Source organism: Coprococcus intestinihominis, assembly GCF_040096555.1.
In the GTDB taxonomy this organism is placed as follows: Bacteria; Bacillota; Clostridia; order Lachnospirales; family Lachnospiraceae; genus Coprococcus_A; species Coprococcus_A intestinihominis.
This window is the reverse complement of sequence record NZ_JBBMEK010000049.1, coordinates 1-16414: the sequence shown is the minus strand read 5'-3', so window position 1 is coordinate 16414 and position 16414 is coordinate 1. Positions and strand designations below refer to the sequence as shown.

Annotated in this window: 13 protein-coding genes and 1 pseudogene; all 14 read left to right on the top strand. The window is 42.2% G+C overall.

Translation table 11 applies throughout. The features are described from left to right. Window positions 1-287 precede the first annotated feature (287 nt). Window positions 288-431 carry a hypothetical protein gene (locus WMO25_RS05830; RefSeq protein WP_195956114.1) on the top strand — a complete coding sequence of 48 codons (144 nt, stop codon included), beginning with the start codon at window positions 288-290 and terminating at the stop codon, window positions 429-431. Beyond that, a complete protein-coding gene (locus tag WMO25_RS05825) occupies window positions 428-1543 on the top strand; it encodes a DUF6017 domain-containing protein (RefSeq protein ID WP_287643025.1) in 1116 nt (371 codons plus the stop codon). The genes WMO25_RS05830 and WMO25_RS05825 overlap by 4 nt, the downstream gene beginning before the upstream one ends. A 33-nt stretch (window positions 1544-1576) precedes the next feature. Next, window positions 1577-1756: pseudogene (locus tag WMO25_RS05820) on the top strand (helix-turn-helix transcriptional regulator); the annotation flags it as partial. A 52-nt stretch (window positions 1757-1808) separates the two neighbouring features. Beyond that, the gene (locus tag WMO25_RS05815) at window positions 1809-2735 is read left to right on the top strand and encodes a ParM/StbA family protein (protein ID WP_349084546.1); all 927 of its coding nucleotides are present in this window, start codon (window positions 1809-1811) and stop codon (window positions 2733-2735) included. A 16-nt stretch (window positions 2736-2751) separates the two neighbouring features. Next, a complete protein-coding gene (locus tag WMO25_RS05810; protein WP_287643026.1) occupies window positions 2752-3168 on the top strand; it encodes a hypothetical protein in 417 nt (138 codons plus the stop codon). 15 nt (window positions 3169-3183) lie between these two features. Continuing rightward, window positions 3184-3336, top strand: a complete 153-nt coding sequence (locus tag WMO25_RS05805) for a hypothetical protein (protein ID WP_287643027.1) — start codon at window positions 3184-3186, stop codon at window positions 3334-3336. Between the two features lie 131 nt (window positions 3337-3467). Next, window positions 3468-8912, top strand: coding sequence for a SpaA isopeptide-forming pilin-related protein (locus tag WMO25_RS05800; protein WP_287643028.1), 5445 nt, complete (start codon window positions 3468-3470; stop codon window positions 8910-8912). 273 nt (window positions 8913-9185) lie between these two features. Continuing rightward, entirely contained in the window at window positions 9186-10190 is a 1005-nt protein-coding gene (locus tag WMO25_RS05795; protein ID WP_349084545.1) for a radical SAM protein, read from the top strand. After that, window positions 10171-11232: a DUF3991 domain-containing protein gene (locus tag WMO25_RS05790; protein WP_349084544.1), complete on the top strand. Its 1062-nt coding sequence runs from the start codon at window positions 10171-10173 to the stop codon at window positions 11230-11232. Before WMO25_RS05795 ends, WMO25_RS05790 begins: the two co-directional genes overlap by 20 nt. Before the next feature lie 12 nt (window positions 11233-11244). Next, window positions 11245-11493 (top strand): hypothetical protein, encoded by a 249-nt coding sequence (locus WMO25_RS05785; RefSeq protein ID WP_116441964.1) that lies wholly within the window; start codon window positions 11245-11247, stop codon window positions 11491-11493. Continuing rightward, window positions 11483-12400 carry a DUF5688 family protein gene (locus tag WMO25_RS05780; RefSeq protein WP_287643031.1) on the top strand — a complete coding sequence of 306 codons (918 nt, stop codon included), beginning with the start codon at window positions 11483-11485 and terminating at the stop codon, window positions 12398-12400. The genes WMO25_RS05785 and WMO25_RS05780 overlap by 11 nt, the downstream gene beginning before the upstream one ends. Window positions 12401-12632: 232 nt before the next feature. Next, window positions 12633-14156, top strand: a complete 1524-nt coding sequence (gene dcm, locus WMO25_RS05775) for a DNA (cytosine-5-)-methyltransferase (protein WP_287643032.1) — start codon at window positions 12633-12635, stop codon at window positions 14154-14156. A 512-nt stretch (window positions 14157-14668) separates the two neighbouring features. Then, the gene (locus WMO25_RS05770; protein ID WP_025577448.1) at window positions 14669-14992 is read left to right on the top strand and encodes a plasmid mobilization protein; all 324 of its coding nucleotides are present in this window, start codon (window positions 14669-14671) and stop codon (window positions 14990-14992) included. Window positions 14993-14995: 3 nt separating this feature from the next. Then, window positions 14996-16411 carry a relaxase/mobilization nuclease domain-containing protein gene (locus WMO25_RS05765; protein ID WP_287643033.1) on the top strand — a complete coding sequence of 472 codons (1416 nt, stop codon included), beginning with the start codon at window positions 14996-14998 and terminating at the stop codon, window positions 16409-16411. Window positions 16412-16414 lie beyond the last annotated feature (3 nt).

Here is a 16414-nt window from a genome sequence, read left to right as displayed (position 1 = left end):
CATGCCTCTATTGTATCATGCTTATGTGTATTTGGAATTTCTCATTTTGGCTTGTACTATTTATATTCTAGCACCAAATTTCGCATAATGGAAATTAGGTGGCAGGGACTTTTAATGATAGAAACCCTTTGCTACTGGTCCTGTTAAAAGTATATCCATTCTCACAGGCGGTCAAGTTTGTGAAAGACCATTCGGTTGCAACATATTGTAAAAAAAGATATGGACTAGGTTAGTTAAAAGTGATTCTGTTAGCTGGCTTAGTCCTTTTTTCATGGGAGGATGGAGCAATGATAAAAGTAATCATAATAATTGGTTTACTTATTTTTCTGTTTCCTTTGTATGCGTGCTTAGTTGTTGCCAAAAAAGCAGATGAAAAAATGAGAGTTTTATATAAGTACAAAGAAAAATGGGAAAGTGAGGATAACATATGAATGGAGGTATATACAGCACAGGAAATGAAATTGTAGACGAAAATGCAAAACTGAATATATCTGGAAATATCATTCCTCAGGTATGGTATCGGACGATTATCAGAGAAAGCGGAAAGCCAAATCTGACGGCTATTATCATACTGGCAGATATTGTGTATTGGTATAAGCCTACAGAAATCAGGGATGAAGGAACCGGGCAGGTAATCGGGGTAAGAAAAAAATTTAAGTCTGACCTTCTTCAGCGAAGTTATCAGCAGATCAGTGAGCAGTTCGGAATTTCCAAAAAAGAAGCAACAAATGCAGTGGTATTTTTGGAAAAACTGGGTGTGGTAAGGAGAGTATTTAGAACTATATCCATGAATGGGATTGTGGTCAATAATGTCCTGTATCTGGAATTGATTGTAGACAGGCTAAAAGAATTGACTTATCCAGAAGAAACAGGTGCAGTTTCGTCTTCCTTTGAAAACGGCAGAAGGAAATCGAAAATGGAAGAACAAAGTCCCTCTATAAACATAGACGAGGAGGTTCATTTCGTAGGAGAGAGGGCTGTCCCTTTTCAAAGTGAGAGGGTAACCCCATTCAAAGAGGGAGCATACCCTCTTAGGAAAACAGAGCCTTGGACACCAAAAGAGATACCTGAAACCTATTGTGGGCAGACAAATACAGAGATTACTACAAAGACTACAGTAGAGAATACTCCAAAGAATACAACAGAGATTATGAATGAATATGAAGATAATCCTATCTTATCCTATCAGATAGCAGAAAAACAGTTCAAAGATCAGATTGATTATGATGCGATATGGATAGACAGACCTTATGACAGAAAGCTGCTCAATGAGATTGTAGGGCTTGCTGTAGATGTTTTGACCTCCAACGCAAAGACGATACGGGTAAATCAGGAAGAACGCCCTCTTAGTGTTGTGCAGGGAATGTATAAAAAACTGGATAAATTCTCTGTGGAGTATGTGATGGATTCTATTAAACAGTGTACAAAAAAAGCAAATAATATCAGGGCAGTGTTACTGACTGCTTTATATAATGCCACATTGACGGCAAACAGCTATATATCTAATCTGTTTGCTTATCATGAAGCTATCCCTCAGACATAAGGAGTGTGATAGGAAGTTACAAAATTAAAGAAATTCAGGACAGCCCATGGATATACGCAGATAGAACTTGCATCTGTCCTGGGTATCAGTCTTCGGACATATCAGAGGATTGAATATGGACAGCAAAAACCAAATGTCCATGTGGTTGTCCGGCTGCAGAGGTTATTCCAAAAAGAAATCAGTGAGATGCTGGAGCCATTTGCAGAAGAGTGAACAGATGAAAAAGTGGAAAGATACAAAATATAAAATTCAGGAGGATAAGAAAGTGGAAAATAAAATGATTATTGGAATAGACCATGGAAACCGTAACATGAAAACAGCAAATACCGTATTTTCAGCAGCAATCCAGCCCTTGCAGGCAAAGCCAGACAGTCTGGAACATATTCTGGAATATCAGAACCAGTTTTATTATGTGGGTGGGAAAGTACCGGAAAAAGAGTGTGTGGATAAAACAGAAAATGAAAACTATTATCTTCTTACCATGGCTGCCCTGGCACAGGAGATGCGGTATCGGGGATTGACAGATGCTTCTGTGAAAATGGGAGCTGCCCTGCCGCCCAGAAGGTTTCAGCAGCAGAAGGAAAGTTTCAAGAAATATCTGTTAAAGACAAAGGAACTGCATTTCCGCTATGAAGGGGTTCACTATCATGTGTCCTTGGAAAATGTGTTTGTCTTTATGCAGGGGCATGTGGTGATCCATACGCTTTTAGAAGCTGTTCCTGGTTATTGCCTTTTAGTGGATATTGGCGGAGGTACTACCGATCTGGTAGAGTTTGTTGACGGAATGCCGGACGGGAAGTATTCGATTTCGGATAAGGCGGCATTGTACTGTATCGGAAAAGTGAATGAGGAAGCCATTGCAAAAACAGGGGCAGGGGTACCGGCATACATTACAGAAGCATTTATGAGGACAGGAAGCTATGACTGCCCGAAGCAGTATCAGGAAGTGATTATAAACTGTTTGAAATCCTATGCAGAGGAAATTTATGGTATCATACAGGCAAATCATTATAATCTGGATCTGACCAAAATGGTATTCATGGGAGGTGGTTCTTCCATTGTGGAGCATTTTGGAGCTAATGAGGGAAAAGATGTACAGTTTGTGACGGATATACATGCCAATGCAAGGGGCTGTGAAGAAGCAGTGAAAAGCATTATCCGGGCAAAACAGAGGAAAATGCGGACGGCATGATAGGAAGTGAAGGCTTATGGATACGGAAAAAGTATATACTACTTCACTGCGGCTGTATAAAAACAGGCCAGTACATCATCAGGCATACCGATATCTGAAGGAGTATAACAAAGATATTTTCAAGACGAAAGACGATTTCATAGCAGAAGCAATCGTTTATTTTGCAAAATACCTGCAGCAGGAAGAAGATGTACAGCAGATGAAACTATTAAATACCCTTCTGGAGAACCAGAAAGAACAATTTTGTAAAATCGTAAAAGATGCCGTTTCCCAGGCACAAAAAGAAGCCTTTGCTAACAAGAACGTATTAGCAGAAACATTTCAGGGGGAACTGGCTGACAGCGGACAGATAGCAGGAAACAGTGAAAAGGAAGAAGCCTGTATGGAAAAAGATTTACGATTTGCGGAATTTTATGGGGCATTTGAAGAGTAAGAGGAGGAAGAAGGTATGGCAGTAGGAAGAACCGTATGGGAAGTTGTAAAAGGGATTTTGATCGCAGTGGGGAAACTGCTGTATCTGACAGGAAAATTAGTATTATGCTTGTTTCTGCTGGTTCTGCAGCTTATTTTGGCAGTGTTCCATGCAGGAAACAGGGAATAGAAAGGGGAATGGCGGTTGCATTGGATACGGGACAGACCGTACACAAAAGATGCAAAAAAGAAGATAGAAAATGGAAAGCAGGCTTGTGTGGCCTGCTTTTTTTGTCGAAAAAAATGAAAAGGAGCAAAGTTATGATGAAAGGAAAAAAGAAAAGGCTGCTGGCTGGGACACTGGCACTTCTTCTTAGCTGTTCGACATTACTCAATACAGGGATAACGGCACTGGCTTCCGGGCAGTCTGGGGAAAATAGCCGGATACAGAAAGCAGAAGCAAAACAGGAGAAAACTGCTTTGGATACATTACCGGAACTGGAAGAGATAAAGAATCAACTGACAGAAGAAGAACTGGTGTATGCAGAGGATCTTACCATAAAAACAGGAGAATCATTTAACCCGGAATCCGATGATACTGGTTTCCAGAAAAATGATGAAAAAGTAGAGGTAACGTTCCTGAAAGCCGAAGGGGAATCCGGCAATCCCTTTGACTTTAACGCCCCAGGGGCTTACCAGGCATTTTATCGTGTTGATCCGTTAAGCGGAAACCCCTCTTATCAGATTATGAGAAGGATTGTGGTAGAAGCAAGGGAAAACAGCTCACAGCAATCCCAGGGGGAAAGCAGCCAGCATACAGAAAGCGGCTCCGATGAGGACGGTGAGGCGGACCCTGAGCCAGAGATACCGGAGGTACTGGCCGAAGAACCGGAAATGCCAGATGCAGGAACAGAGTTAATTGACCTTACACCAGAAGAGGATAAGGGAATGTACTTATCCGTTGTTCCGGCAGCAATGGAAAGGGAAAAAGGAAGCAATGTACATCTGGTACAGGGGGAGAAAATCCCTTACCCGTCAAGTGTAGGGAATTATTCCACTTCCTATTTTACGGTAAATGGACATGTGGCGTACTGCCTGGAATCCATGAAAGCTTCTCCACCAACTTCGGATTATGTGGCCAATGAGTTTGAAAGCAACCCGGAATTACAGAAAGTCCTCTATTATGGATATGGCGGTCCTGGGGACATTACCGGGGAGTATATGCCGTCTTTTGACTGGAAAACAAAGTATATTTTTACGCATTTAGCTGCTGCATATTCGTATTGTGGCATGGACGGATTTTATGGCTGTACTTTTGAAGATATCAAGGCAAGCGGTGTATGGGGATATATCCAGCATATTTACAGCCTGGAAGCACCTCCGACAGCAGCAATCACATTATCCCCAAAGGAAGCAAAGGCTTATGAAAGCGGTAATGAGCAGCGTACCGGGGAATTTAGCTTAAAAGGCGACCATAGAAACTATATTACTTTAAAAATGCCAGGCAATGTGACCTACCACAGTGGAAGTACAAAACAGACAGGGACTGTAAAGATCAAAGGGGACACCACATTTTATTTCAGTGCCCCAAAAACAGTAACCGGTACTTGGAACAGCGGCAAGCTGAAAGGACAGATAGGAGCGCAGTGGAAGACTTTGGTATTATCTACCGGCTCTGGCTCACAGGATATTGGATATGGGGCATTTTTTGAAGAGGAAAGTGCTTCTGTGGAATTTACAGTGAAGTGGTTAGATCTGGCAAGGGTAAAGGTGACAAAAAAGGATAACAACAGTAAGGTAAACCTTTCCGGTGCTGTTTTTGGTATTTATCTGGACAGTGCATGTAAAAACCTTCTTATAGAAATGCCGGCAACAGACAGCAATGGTACTTCCGAGGTTGAATTTCCAAAAACCCAGGATACGGTATATTTAAAAGAAATTTCTGTTCCAGAAGGTTATAAGCTGAATACAGAGTCTTTTCATGTGAAGCTGGAAACAGGAAAAACAACTTCTGTTGCAGTGACGAATGAGGAACAGAAAGGAAAAATCACAATCCGTAAAAAAGGTGAGGTTCTGACCGGAGTAACCGGAGAAGAGGGAAACCTGACTTTTGTATATGGAAATGCGGACTTTGCAGGGGCAGAATATAACATTTATGCGGCAGAGGATATTTACAGCCAGGATAAAGTGACGAAGGTGCATAAAGCAGGGGATCTGGTAGAAAGTCTGACAACCGGGGAAGATGGAAGTGCTGTTTCCAAAGAGTTGTATCTTGGAAAATATAAGGTTGTAGAACAGAAAGCACCGGAAAATCTGGTGATTGGGAAAACAGAACAGGAACGTACCCAGTTTGTAACCTTGTCCTATGCAGGGCAGAATATAGATTTATCCCAGGGGGAAACCGTCTTTACCAATGCAAGACCAGAGATTTCCGTAAACGTGGTGAAAAAATCAAAAAATGATGGAGTTACCCTGGAGGGTGCGGTTTTTGGACTGTATGCGGAAGAAGATATTACAGCGGTAGACGGAAAGATTCTTGTAGAAAAAGGAAAACTGGTAGAGCGTGCTGTTTCTAACAGAGAAGGAACTGCTGCTTTCCATGCAGACATTCCTTTGAATTTCCATTACAGTGTAAAGGAGATCCAGGCACCGGATAAGTATTACATGACAGATGAAGTGTACCGCTTCTTCTATGAATATAAGGATGGCAGCACGTACACCTATACCTTCTCCCATGATTTTAAAAATGAGGAAGTGTGGGGAGAAGTTCATGTAAGCAAGATCGATCAAGATTCCCAGGGATTTATTTCCCAGGGTGATGCAACTTTGGTAGGTGCAAAATACGGTTTATATGCGACAAAAGACATAGAGCATCCAAATAAAAAAGATGGCATTGTCCATAAAAAAGGAGAATTGGTAGCACAGGGTACGATTTCCAGTGAAGGAACGGTGGACTTCAAAAACCTGTATCTTGGAAACTATTTCGTAAAAGAAATGGAGCCAGCAGAAGGGTATCTGCTAGATGAAACAGAGTATCCCGTAGAGGTAGCGTATGAAGGGCAGGAGATACAGATTGTACACCGGGATATTACGGTAAAGGAAACTGTAAAGAAACAGGCGTTTCAGCTTATCAAGATTTCAGAAGATGGGGAACAGACAGAAACAGAACTGGTGGAAGGGGCAGGATTCAAGGTATTCCTCATCAGTGAATTGTCTGGCGTAAAGGATGGCAGCCTGAAGCCTGGAAATGGCTCTTATTATACACCGGAGGACTTTATCACATATGATTACAGCAAAGATGAAACCGCTTCTTATTGGGAAAATGGTAAAAAAATCACAGTACCAGAGCTGTTTACCGACAAGAAAGGATATTTGAAGAGCCCAGAGCTTCCTTATGGAAGGTATGTGGTGTTTGAATCTACTGTTCCGGAAAATTTAAAAGGAATCCGCCCATTTATCGTACAGATTTCAGAAGACAGCAGGGAACCTCAGGTATGGCGTGTGTTTGATGACCGACCTTTGCAGTATTACTTCAAGATTGTGAAAAAAGATGCCCAGACACAGAAGCCAGTACTGGATAACAGTGCAGCTTATAAAATTTTTGATGTGGAAGCAGAAAAATATGTGGAAATGATCGTAAGATACCCGAAAAAAGAAGTGGTATCTGTGTTCAGGACAAACGAAGAGGGATACCTGATCACACCGGAACAGTTAAAGTGCGGTACTTACCGAATCGAAGAGATAGAAGCACCTAAAAACTATGTACAGATAGGATTTGAAAATGCTCTCTTAAAAGATGGAAAGGAAGTTCCGTTGAATGAAACAGCAGACGGGGGAACTTACCAGGAAGTAAAGAAAGTACCGATCACGATTACTGTAGATGCGGATACCGTACACCAGGTAGAAGAGGAAACCGGTAAATTTATTGTTGTCATTGAACAGTATAATGATGAAGCCGTAGGAAGCCTTACAATCCACAAAAAAGGAGAAAAACTTTCTGGTGCTTCCAAAGTAGAAGGAAAGTTCCTAACAAAGATGAAAAACGGTGTGGCCGGTTTCGTAAACCAGGTAAGCAGCTTCTTCACCGGGGAAGAAGTCATGGAAAAAGAGAAAGGCTATGAATTTGACTACGAAGTGGGGAACATGGAAGCTGCAGAATTTGCCATTTATGCAAGAGAAACCATTTATACCCCTGACGGACAGAAGGATGAAGCTGGAAACCGTATTGTGAAATATGAAAAAGATACTTTGGTAGCCCGTATGGTGACAGATAAAGAAGGGAAAGCCGTTCTTAATAACCTTCCTATCGGAAAATATTATGTGGTGGAAGAAAAAGCAGGACAGAACTGTGTTCTTGATCCAGAAGCAAAAGAATTTGAAATTGCATATAAGGGTCAGGAAGTAGCAGTGGATTATGTAACGATGGAACTTACCAATCAGCGACAGAAAATTTCCCTGAGCCTTCTGAAAAAAGACGCAAAAACCGGAAAACCGCTGGAAGGAGTAGGATTCGGGCTGTATGCACAGGAGGCTATCCAAAATGCGGTAGGGGAAGTGATTGTAGAAAAAGATGCCTTGATCGAGCTGGGAACAACCGACAAAGAGGGCAAGCTGGTATTTCACTCTGATCTTCCCCATGGAAAATATTACATCAAGGAAGTAGAGCATAAGCCTGGATACCTGCCAAATGATGAAATGTATTCTTTTGATGCGTCTTATACAGACCAGACCCTTGAACTTCTCGCTTTTTCAGAAGAAATTTCCAATCAGCCGACCATTACAGAATTTACGAAAGTAGATTTAACCGGTGGACAGGAGATTGAAGGGGCCCAAATGCAGATCCTGGATCAGGAAGGAAAAGTGGTAGAAGAGTGGGTGTCAAAAAAAGAAGCTCATGTAGTCTACGCACTGGCACCAGGGGAATATATACTGCATGAAGAACAGGCGCCTACAGAACAGGGATATGTCCGGGCGGAAGATGTAAAATTTGTTGTGGAAGAAACTGGGGAAGTACAAAAAGTGAAAATGAAGGACGACCATACAAAGGTTTCTATCTCTAAAACAGATATTACAGATGGTAAGGAGATTGAAGGGGCTAAGCTGCAGATCCTGGATCAGGAAGGGGAAGTTGTAGAGTCCTGGACCACAGGAGAAGAACATCTGATTGAGTACCTTCCGGTAGGAACTTATACCCTGCATGAAGAGGCGGCAGTTGGTGGATATATTGTAGCCAATGATGTGGAGTTTACAGTGGAAGAAACTGGAGAAATCCAGAAAGTAAAGATGGAAGATGAGCGTGCTATGGGACAACTGGTTATCGTAAAAACGGATGCAGACAGCAAAGCGGCTCTGGAAGGAGTAGAATTTGTTCTGCTGGAAAAGGAAACCGGTAAAGAAGTGGAACGCCTGAAGACCGGGAAAGATGGAAAAGCAGTTTCCAGCCTGCTTCCGATTGGAACTTATGAAAATGGTGTTTTCAAAGAACCGATTACCTATGTGCTGAAAGAAACAGCGGCCTTAGAAGGGTATGAAAAGACAGAAGAAGAGTGGGAGATTGTATTCAGTTACCAGAATGATAAAACACCAGTCATTGAAGTGGTAAAAGAAATCCAGAATAAAAAAATACCGGAAACACCAGGTACCGTCAAACCGGGACCAAAAACCGGTGATGATACCAACTGGTTCCTGCCTTTGCTGGCTCTTGGTGTAAGTGCAGGCATGGTAGCAGGCTTACTTTATTACAGAAAAAAACAGAAAAAGGCATAGGAAATAAAAATTAGTTTTTAAACTTGGGAAAGGGCGGCTGCGGCTGTCCTTTCTTTGGCAATATGAGGTGAGAAGCATGGAAGAGAAAAAAAGAAAAGAAGTAAGTAAGCAGAGGCAGAAAACCGGAACTACCCGTATGGAAAGGAGCAGGCGTTGAGGATAGGGATTATAGATGCAGATCTTTTATACCGGAAAAGACACCGGTTTCCTAACTTGGCATGTATGAAACTTTCCGCTTATTGGAAGGAGCAGGGATTTGAAACAGAACTTCTTTTGGATTATAGCCAGGCAGGGGAATATGACCGGCTCTATGTATCAAAAGTGTTTACGGATACCTTTGTGCCGGAACATATTTTGGCGAAGGAAACAACCGTTTATGGAGGAACCGGGTTTTTTTACGATAAAGCACCGGTACTTCCCAAAGAAATGGAACATCATACACCGGACTATCATTTGTATGACCAGATGGTAAAAGAACATAGCGAAGGAGAGAAAAAGAAGAAGGAGTTCCAATTTTATACGAATTATTCCATTGGTTTCCTCACCAGGGGGTGTTTTCGGAAGTGCAGTTTCTGTGTAAACAAAAACAGCACCGGTGCAGTAGCTGCAAGCCCATTGGAAGAATTTTATGATCCGTCCAGAAAGAAGTTATGCTTTTTGGACGATAACTTTTTTGCCTGTGCAGGGTGGGAAAAAATCTTTTCCAGTATCCTGGAAACAGGCAGGCGGTTTCAGTTCCGGCAAGGGCTGGATCTGCGGATTATGCAGAAAAGGCAGATGGAACTTCTGGCATCTGGAAAATTGGATAATGGTATGATTTTTGCCTTTGACCATATCAAAGATCAGGAACTTATTGTAAGAAAATTGGAACTTTTGCGGGAAGTGATCCCAGTTCCTTATCAGAAAGTTAAGCTGTATGTACTGTGCGGCTATGACTGGGAAGGAACCTGGAAAGCAGATTTTTGGGCAAAGGATATTCGGGACGTTTTCATACGGATTGAGATTTTGATGCGGTATAAGTGTCTGGCTTATTTGATGCGCTATGCTGCATGGGAACGGGCACCGGAGATTTATAAGGGGATGTATATCAACCTAAGTCGTTGGTGCAACCAGCCCGCTCAGTATTCAAAAAAGAGCCTGAGGGAATTTTGTATCGGACAGGGGGAGCATAGTTCCTCTTTCCGCTACCTGACTGCTTTTGAAGCTCTGCACCCGGAAATGGCACATTATCTGGATATGAAATATGAAGAGGTACAGTATGGGAAAATTTACGGCTGAAGAAATTCAGATTGCAAAGGCAGTGGACTTAGTGGATTTGGCGGAGCAGATAGGGATTCCATTGAAAAGGAAGGGCAGGTTCTATCAGGCAGTGGGTATGGATTCTGTGATGATCTTCAACCGGTCTTCCTGGTGCCGGTTTAGCCAGGGGGTAGGTGGCAGTACCATTGACTTTCTGGAATATTTCAGAAACATGGATTTTGTGGAGGCAGTCAAATATCTGCTGGAGTTTGCCGGATATATCCGTACTGAAACCATGCAAAAATTTCAACCGGAAAGACAGATTGGAAAGATAGAAGAAACAAAACAGAAAAAAGACATACCGAAAGAACCTTTTGTACTTCCCTCAAAATCAGAAACCAGCCGTCGGTTATATGGCTATCTGATAAAACAGCGGAAGTTGTCAAAGCAGATGATTGATTTTTGGGTAAAAAAGGGGATTTTGTATGAGAGCGGAACGTATCATAACCTGGTTTTTGTGGGAAAAGATCCGGAGGGTATCCCACGTTTTGCCAGCCAGAGGGGAACTATGGATAAATACGGAAAACCCTTTAAAGGAGATGTTACGGGGAATGACAAAACTTATGGGGTTAATCTGGTAGACCGAAACAGTGATACGATCTATGTATATGAGGCGGTCATTGATGCCATGTCCGATATGGAACTGCGTGGAGATTATCAGAACAATATCCTGGTACTTGGAATGCTTTCCGATGGTCCTTTGGAAAAGTTCTTAAAAGATTATCCTCATATCAGGAAGATACAGTTCTGTTTGGATAATGACCTGCGGGGAAGACAAGCGGCAAAAAAATTGGCAAAAAAATATACCCTTATGGAGTATGAAGTTTTTGTACGTCTTCCACCTATGGGAAAAGATTATAATGCTTTTTTGCAGTATAAAAAGGAGAACCAGGAGCTTTCCAGCCTGGTAGAAAAGGAAAGGCCGCTTCTTACCGAAACAAAAGGGACACAAATACAAAAGATAAAGAAAACGGTAGGACACAGGAACATAGTACCATACCAGATAGCACAGGCAAGATAGGAGGGTATTCTTTTGGAAAATAGCTATGATGAGGAATGTTTCAAAAAATGGGAGATCGACGAATGCGAAGCGGAGATGGAAAAAGTAGTGCAGTGGATAGGAAAGAGGAAATTGCATGGACGTGTACGGGTTGCGTTTATCGAAGAGAGCTATGAGCGGCAGGGATACCGCATGGGGATACCCAAGCAGGTGTATGTGTCCAGAGTGCTGGCAAATATCAGAAAAAGAGATGTTAGGAAGGGTGGAAAACATGGATTTTGATATGTTTTATGAAGAGTTGAAAAAGCAGATTTTGGAATTTGTCACAGAGGAAGTAAAGGGAACCATAGATTTTCGTATGGTATATAAAAATGGACAACAGAATCATGGCATTGTATTTCGTCCAGAAGGAAGTAATGTAGGAATTACCACTTATGCAGAAGATTTCTATCGTATGTACAAAGAGGGAATAAGCTTTCCCTCCATTATAGAAAGCTATGCAGGGACACTTCATGAGGCAAAAGACGAAATACAGTTTACAAAAAATATCCAGATATTGAAAGCGAAAAAAGAAAATATTATACCTGCTTTTATTCCAAAAGAAAGCCTGGAGTTTAGACCGAAGCTGGCGCATGTTCCGTTTGAAAATCTGGAGATTATCTTCCAATGGAATGTCCCTGGTACGGAGTATAGTGTAAAATTGCCGGAAGAATATTTCAACTACCATCAGATAGAACCGAAACAATTTTTAGCGGAACTTATTGATGATCCTTCTTTTAAAAATCAAACGGAAGTATTTTCAATTAGTAGACTTTTTGGACCTGGGGATATAGAGATACCGAAGGAACAAGAGATGTATTGTGTTACAAACCAAAATAAAAATTGGGGAGCTGCTTCTATTCTGAATAAAGATATCATGGATGAAATTGCGGATTTTTTTGGAGGGGAAACCTATATTCTTCCTGCTAGTATTCATGAGTGTTTGGCAGTAGATACACATGCGCATACGATTGAAGAACTCAAAACAATGGTTCGGGATATAAACAGTAAACCAGATTTGGTAGGGGCAGATTTTTTATCAAATGAGGTATATGTTTATGATAGTTATACCAGAGAACTAAAACTGGCAGGAGAACAAAGAACAAAGGAAATACAAAATCCTGAAAAGCAGGAGCCTATTAAGAGATAAGAAAACGGAAAGATGTAGAAAGGAGGTGGTGCAGACCAACAGAATTTTTGACAGAAGGGTAAACTCTGGATACGGGAAGGGGTGATTCTATGATTGTAAGGTAATGCCAGATGGATATTTCGTTTGTAGCTGTGGATTTCTCATGAAGACTATAAAAAAATTTAGGAGACAGGAGGAAATAAGTGAGTAATCCTAGGTAAAATGTGTAGCTACACCTCATGAAATATGAGGAATGAAATATAGTTTGGTAAATTTTTGTGAGTTTGATAAATATGCAGCAAAGAGTTATTGTGCGATTCATGGTACAAGTGAAACATTGAATCTGGGAGATATTACAAAAGTGGACGAAAGGGAGATTGAACCGTTTAACATGATTTGTGGCGGAAGCCCCTGTCAGGATTTTTCCCTGGCAGGCAAGCAGGCAGGCGCGGTTTGGAAATGCCGAAGCTGCGGGTATGAGTATAACCCTCTGCAGGTACATTATTCCAAAAGGGACGCCTGCGGCATGTGTGGTTCCCATGATATTGATAAAACACGTTCTTCCCTTCTGGTGGAGTGGCTCCGTATGATACGGGGTGTCAAACCAGTATGGGGAATTTATGAAAATGTAAAAAATATTGTAGGAAAAAAATTCCGGGATACCACATTCCGGTTGTTTGAAGAAGAACTGCATGAATACGGATACCACACCTATTGGAGTGTTCTTAATGCAAAGCATTATGGAATACCCCAGAACAGGGAACGGGTATATCTGATTTTGATACAGAAGGAAATGGATAATGGAAAATTCCAGTTTCCGGAACCGCTGGAGTCCTTCCAGTGCCTTATGGATATTCTGGAGGATACGGTAGAGGAAAGATACTACTTATCCCAGGAAAAAGTACGCCGCTTGATTGAAGATATGGAAGAGAGAAAAGCCCTTTTGTTTGAGCCGGACGAAAAAATCCTGAAGGCTTTTCGGGAAAACCGGGTAAAGAGGGCCGGAAATATCAAAGGGGTGTTTGAACAGACTGGACGGGTTTATCTGCCAGACGGGTGCTGCCCTACGGTAACTGCCTGTGGTGGTGGCGGACAGCAGCCCAAAATTCTTCAAGTGGGAGATATTCATACCGGCTATGGTTCAAGCGGGGTTATTTATTCCCCTTTAGGAAGCAGCGGTGCAGTTTTGGCAGGACATGACCAGCCAAAGATTGTAGAAAAATGTCCAGGAGCAATCCGGGGCAGGTATGACCCGGAAGGCAGGATTGTGCAGACTTTGGAACTGGGAGAAAAAGAAGTCTGCCATACCCTTACTTCTGTACAAAAAGATAATATCATTCTGGTACGTCAAAAGACACAGAAAGGTTATGAGGAATGTTTGGAAAATGGTGTTGTAAATCTTAGTTATCCGTCTGTGGAAAAACGGGGAAGGGTACAGGAGCATGGGGAACTCTGCCCTACGCTTACGACATCAAATGGAATACACCGTTTAGAGTCTTTAATCCGTATCCGGAGGCTGACACCTTTAGAATGCTTCCGGCTTATGGGATTTTCCGATACGGATTTTCGGAAAGCAAAAGAAGCAGGCATAAGCAACAGCCAGCTTTACAAACAGGCAGGAAATTCCATTGTTGTTGATGTGCTGTACTATATTTTTCTGGAGCTATACAAAGCCATGCCATATCTGTTTGAGGATATTCGGCTTTCTTCCTTTTTCAGTGGGATTGGAGCTTTTGAAAAGGCATTGGAGCGTTTGGAAGAACAGGTAAACCAATAATTTCATAAGAGAAACCCAAAGCGGCAAATGGTCCATAGAGAGTCTTCCCATACTTGCTGGAAAGAGAAAAATTGCGGAAGAAGAAGCAGCCTGCATGGGAGTCTGTGCAAAAGCGTTGATAGCAGAATGGAAGAACTGCTGTCACATCAGACACAGGAGGCTGGCAGATTTGCTAACAGAACTGGGGTTTTGTTAGCAGAAATAGAAGTAGGAAGTGGAAAAACCGATAGCAGATGTTTGGAACTGCTATCGGTTTTTACCTATATGGAACGCAGGTCTGCTATCAGTATCTGCGTTTTGCTATCTATTTGATCCGGGGTATTAGGGGTGTCCCCCTAACAAGATGGGATTTTGTACGGTAAAATCCGTATCTTGCAGAGGACTGGCATAGCCAGTCCGGACACTGGGAAGTTATACGGTGACCGATAGCAGGTCTTAGGAGTTGACAGCAGATAGCGTTGGAGTAGAAATCGGTAGATGAAATATGTGATAAAGATAAGGAAAGGGGGAGCATGAAAAAAGAAACAATGAAATGCAGAAAAGAAATCCGGCTGTACTCATGGGAGTTGGAAGAGTTACAAAAACAGGCAGAAAAGATGGGGCTTTCCGATTCCCAGTACCTTCGTATGCTGATTACCAACCGTCCCAGGGATTACCCGGAAATCCGTCAGGAACTGGAACGCATGAACCAGGAAATCAACCGGATTGGTGTAAACATTAACCAGATTACCCATAACAATAACAGCGCCCTTTATTCCAGGGAAGATAAACACCGTCTGTATGTGTTTTTGAAGCAGATAAAAACACTGGTAAGCCAGGTGCAGGAAAGGCTGTAGGTTATGGCAATTACAAAGTGCCTGCACATGAAACAGGCAAAAACGGGCTATCCGGCAAAACATCTGGCAAACGGTCTTCGCTATATTATGAACCCGGAGAAAACAGAACATGGCCGCTATGTCTGTGGACATAACTGTATTCCTGAACAGGCATTATCCCAGATGGTAGATACCAAACGTCATTTTGGAAAGCTGGATAAAAGGCAGGGCTACCATTTCATTCTTTCGTTTGAGGAAGATGAGGTTTCGGAAGAAGAAGCCTTCCAAGTGGTAGGAGAGTTTGTGACAGAATTTCTTGGGAAGGATTTTGAAGCGGTTTATGCAGTCCATAATGATACGGACCATATTCATGGGCACATTATTTTTAATTCAGTACGCTGTACTACGGGATATAAATACGATTATAAAAACGGGGATTGGGAAAACATCATTCAGCCTCTGAGCAACCGGATATGCAGGGAGCATGGTTTATCTGTGCTGGATCTGGAAGAAGCAAAGGAAAAACGCAAACAAAAAGGACAGGAAGAAAAATCTCTTTCTGAACGGGACAGGCGGATCAGAAGAGATGTGGACCAGGCATTACAGGACGCAGGTTCTTATGAGGAATTTCTTGAAAATCTTTCCAGCATGGGATATGAGTTGCGGGGGAGAAAGCGCCTTTCTGTTCGGGAACCCGGAGCAGGAAGGGCAAGGCGGCTTGACCAGATAGGGGAAGAATATACAGAGGAAAGGCTTCGGCAGCGTTTTGGACGCCTTCCAATCCCGGAAATGACCGGAGAGGAGATACCGGTAGAATGGACGTATGTGTTTATCCCATACAGGGAGCGGCATTTGACCAGATACCAGAAGGAACGTTTTCTTCGCAGGTACCGGCAGGGGAAACCAATGGCAGACTCTAAAACCTGGAAATACAGGGCAGCAATCCATGAATTGAAAAAATTGCAGGAGGAATTTGATTTTCTGGCAGCTTATCGCATACAGGATAAGGCGCAGTTGAAAGCCATTTCTGATGCAACAAAGGAACAGCTTTGGGAAAACAGCAGGGCAAGAAAGCAGCTACGAAAAGAAATGGTTCCTTATGAGGAAATGCTTCTGTTTCTCAATAAGCTGCAGGAAAAACAGATGGAAGCAAAACTTTATCAGGAAGGGTATCAGGAATTTTTTCAAGACCACCAGACATACCAAAACCTTCTTGGGCAGTTAAAAGAAATGGGATATTCCTTGTCTGAGGCAGAACAGACAGACGCTTATTTCTTTGAGAAAGAGGAGCGTTTGCGGATTGAACGGAAAAAAATCTTAAAAGAAAAAAGGATTGCAGAGCGTCTGCATGAAAAAGCAGAAGAAAAAGAAAAGTTGGAAGCACAGCAGAAGGAAAAGAATAGGAAACCGTCTGCGAGGGGCAGAGGAAAAGGAGGGTAAATG

Coding starts and splice junctions, on each gene's coding strand:
- WMO25_RS05830 (WP_195956114.1), top strand. CDS start 288: ATGATAAAAGTAATCATAATAATTGGTTTACTTATTTTTCTGTTTCCT.
- WMO25_RS05825 (WP_287643025.1), top strand. CDS start 428: ATGAATGGAGGTATATACAGCACAGGAAATGAAATTGTAGACGAAAAT.
- WMO25_RS05810 (WP_287643026.1), top strand. CDS start 2,752: ATGGATACGGAAAAAGTATATACTACTTCACTGCGGCTGTATAAAAAC.
- WMO25_RS05805 (WP_287643027.1), top strand. CDS start 3,184: ATGGCAGTAGGAAGAACCGTATGGGAAGTTGTAAAAGGGATTTTGATC.
- WMO25_RS05800 (WP_287643028.1), top strand. CDS start 3,468: ATGATGAAAGGAAAAAAGAAAAGGCTGCTGGCTGGGACACTGGCACTT.
- WMO25_RS05790 (WP_349084544.1), top strand. CDS start 10,171: ATGGGAAAATTTACGGCTGAAGAAATTCAGATTGCAAAGGCAGTGGAC.
- WMO25_RS05780 (WP_287643031.1), top strand. CDS start 11,483: ATGGATTTTGATATGTTTTATGAAGAGTTGAAAAAGCAGATTTTGGAA.
- dcm (WP_287643032.1), top strand. CDS start 12,633: ATGAAATATAGTTTGGTAAATTTTTGTGAGTTTGATAAATATGCAGCA.
- WMO25_RS05770 (WP_025577448.1), top strand. CDS start 14,669: ATGAAAAAAGAAACAATGAAATGCAGAAAAGAAATCCGGCTGTACTCA.
- WMO25_RS05765 (WP_287643033.1), top strand. CDS start 14,996: ATGGCAATTACAAAGTGCCTGCACATGAAACAGGCAAAAACGGGCTAT.